The following is a 2,781-nucleotide window of genomic DNA, read 5'->3' as shown; positions in this document are numbered from 1 at the left end:
ACGGACCTCGTCGCGACCGGTCGGGCGGGGTCGCGGGGCGCCGTGCCCACGGGTGGGCGCGGAGTCGGGCGGGGTCGGTCCGGGGAGGCCGTCCTCGTCGTCGTCGGATCGGTTCTCACTTTCCATTCCCAAACTGTACACAATTGACTACAGTCGGGTTGACGGGTGTGGATTGACGCGCCCCGCCCCTCGTGCGAAAGGCCGACGATGACCACCACTGACCGCCGCGACGACATCGACGCGATCAAGTCCCTGAAGTACCGCTACCTGCGTTGTGTGGATCTGCGACTGTGGGACGAGCTCGCCGGGACACTCGCCCCCGAGGTCTCGGCCTCCTACGGCAAGCGCCTGTCCTACACCGGCCGCGACGAGGTGGTGGCCGGGTTGCGGGAGCAGATGACCGACGACGTCATCACCGAGCACCAGGCCCACCACCCGGAGATCGAGGTGGACGGCGACACCGCGACCGGCCGCTGGTACCTGCAGGACCGGGTGATCGTGCCCGCCTTCGACACGATGATCATCGGAAGCGCCTTCTACTCCGACACCTACGCGCGCCAGGACGGTCGCTGGGTCATCACGAGCACCGGCTACAAGCGCACCTACGAGGCGATGCTCAACCTCAAGGACATCCCGAGTTTCCAGCTCACGGACAACCACCTCGCCCCCACCGGCGGGCAGTGAGGGCGCGGGCGGACGGTGCGAGCTCTGCCCGGCGAGTCGGTGACGACGACTGTGACCGTGACGGTGACGCGTGGAGCTGATCGTCATCGCCGCGCTGTGCGTGGCGGCGGCCTCGGTCATCGGCGGCGCCACCGGGTTCGGCACGTCCCTGTTGGCCACCCCGTTGATGCTGATGGCGGGCATCGGACTGGCCGAGACGGTGGTGGTGAACCTGGTCGTGGCCCTGGTCACCAGGGTGGGCGTCACCGTGCAGTTGCGCGCTCACATCACCTGGCGGCGCGTGGCGGTGCTGGGACTGGCGAGCGTGCCGGGCGCCTGGTTGGGCGTTCAGACCATCGCGTTCCTGCCGGAGGAGCACCTCAAGCCGGCGGCAGGCGCGATCACGGTCCTGTGCGGGGTCGCCATGGCGCTGCCCGCGGCCAAAACACCCCGGCCGCCCTCGGCGATCGCGACCGCGGTCACCGGGGTGATCAGCGGGTACTTCTCCACCACCACCTCGCTCAACGGACCGCCGGTCGTCCTGCTGCTCAGCCGGGCCAGGCTGCCGCCGCTGGGCTTCATCGCCGACCTCGCCGGGTACTTCGTCATCACCAGCCTGGTCTCCCTCGCACTGTTGTGGTCGGGCACCGAGATCGACCTGCCCGCCCTGCTGCCCATGGTGGTGGCCTGCACCGTCGTCGGGGTCCTGGCCAACCAGCTCGGAATCGGCATCGCCATGCGCCTGCCCACCCACGTGTTCCGCTCCGCCGTGATCTCCCTCGTGGTGATCGCCGGCCTCGTCACCTTCGCCACCGCGTGATCGACCTTCCCACCGCGTGATCGCCGTGACGCCCCGTTCCCACTCCCACAGATTCCCGTACCGACCCCGGAGGACCCCATGACCGACAGCACCGCGCAGACCGACACGACCGCAGAGACTGACACGTCCACGCAGACCGACACGACCGCGCAGCACACCGAGACCGCCGGCACCGCACGGGAGAACCGCCTGGCCGGAAAGGTCGCCATCGTCACCGGCGGCGGGCAGGGGGTCGGGGAGGGCATCGCGCTCGGCCTCGCCGAATCCGGTGCCGCGCTGTTGCTGGTCGGGCGTCGGATGCGCAAGCTCGAGCGGGTCGCCGAGATCATCCGCTCGAACGGTGGCACGGCCGAGTGCCTGGCCGTGGACATCATCACCGACGGCGCCCCCGAGGCGATCATCGCGACCGCCGTGGAGAAGCTCGGCGGGGTCGACATCCTGGTCAACAACGCCAACATGGCCATGCCGCTGCCGCTGTCCGACTACCCGGACGACGAGTTCCGCAAGGCCTTCGAGGGTGGCCCCCGCGTGACGTTCACCCTGATGAAGCTGGCCCGGCCCGAGATGGCCAAGCGCGGAGGGGGCACGATCATCAACCTCGTGACCGCCGCCGCCGTCCGGTGGGACGCCGCCAACTACGGCATCTACTCCGCGGTCAAGGAGGCCATCCGCGCCCTGACCCGCGCCGCCGCCTACGAGTGGGCGGCCGAGGGAACCCGCGCCCTCAACGTGGCGCCGCACGCTCACAGCCCCGGGCTGGACTGGTGGATGGAGAACAACCCCGAGGAGGCCGAGGAGTTCGTGTCGAGCATCCCCGCCGGCCGCGTGGGCGACCCCCTCTCCGACATCGGCCGTCCCGTGGCCTGGCTGTGCTCGGCCGAGGCCTCGTACCTCAGCGGCGCCACCATCCCCCTCGACGGCGGCCAGTCCCGCTGGGGCTGACCCCGTCGTCGTCGCCCCGTACAACCCCTCTCCCCGGAAAGCCTCCGCCATGACCCCGACCACTGGTCCCACGAACACCGCCCCGACCAGCCGCGACGCGCTGGCCCTGGCCGCCGACATCCGCGCCGGCGCCACCACCGCCGCCGAGGTACTGGAGGAGGCCATTGCCCGCATTGAGCGGCTCGACCCCGGGCTGGGCGCCATGGTCTCCACGCGCATCGACGCCGCGCGCGCCGAGGTGGAGGCGGGGCTGCCGGACGGACCGCTGCGGGGGGTGCCGATCGTCATCAAGGCACTCGGCACCGATGTGGCCGGGCTACCCGCCGCCGACGGCTCCCGGCTGCTCGCCGACGTCG

The 2,781-nt window shown here is 70.8% G+C and carries 3 protein-coding genes and 1 pseudogene; all 4 read left to right on the top strand.

The window, feature by feature from the left end:
- Positions 1 to 207: 207 nt before the first annotated feature.
- The gene (locus tag G6017_RS07940) at positions 208 to 684 is read left to right on the top strand and encodes a nuclear transport factor 2 family protein (RefSeq protein WP_179523255.1); all 477 of its coding nucleotides are present in this window, start codon (positions 208 to 210) and stop codon (positions 682 to 684) included.
- Positions 685 to 754: 70 nt separating this feature from the next.
- Positions 755 to 1,483 (top strand): sulfite exporter TauE/SafE family protein, encoded by a 729-nt coding sequence (locus G6017_RS07935; RefSeq protein WP_182616834.1) that lies wholly within the window; start codon positions 755 to 757, stop codon positions 1,481 to 1,483.
- A gap of 78 nt (positions 1,484 to 1,561) precedes the next feature.
- Entirely contained in the window at positions 1,562 to 2,425 is an 864-nt protein-coding gene (locus tag G6017_RS07930; protein WP_241731424.1) for an SDR family NAD(P)-dependent oxidoreductase, read from the top strand.
- Between the two features lie 49 nt (positions 2,426 to 2,474).
- A pseudogene (locus G6017_RS07925) lies at positions 2,475 to 2,781 on the top strand (amidase family protein); the annotation flags it as partial.

The sequence above is a fragment of the Dietzia sp. B44 genome (assembly GCF_014145245.1).
In the GTDB taxonomy this organism is placed as follows: Bacteria; Actinomycetota; Actinomycetes; order Mycobacteriales; family Mycobacteriaceae; genus Dietzia; species Dietzia natronolimnaea.
This window is presented reverse-complemented; position numbering and strand designations above follow the sequence as displayed.

Bases quoted from the DNA above. Each gene is read 5' to 3' on its own strand.
- G6017_RS07930 (WP_241731424.1), top strand. From the start codon at position 1,562: ATGACCGACAGCACCGCGCAGACCGACACGACCGCAGAGACTGACACG.
- G6017_RS07940 (WP_179523255.1), top strand. From the start codon at position 208: ATGACCACCACTGACCGCCGCGACGACATCGACGCGATCAAGTCCCTG.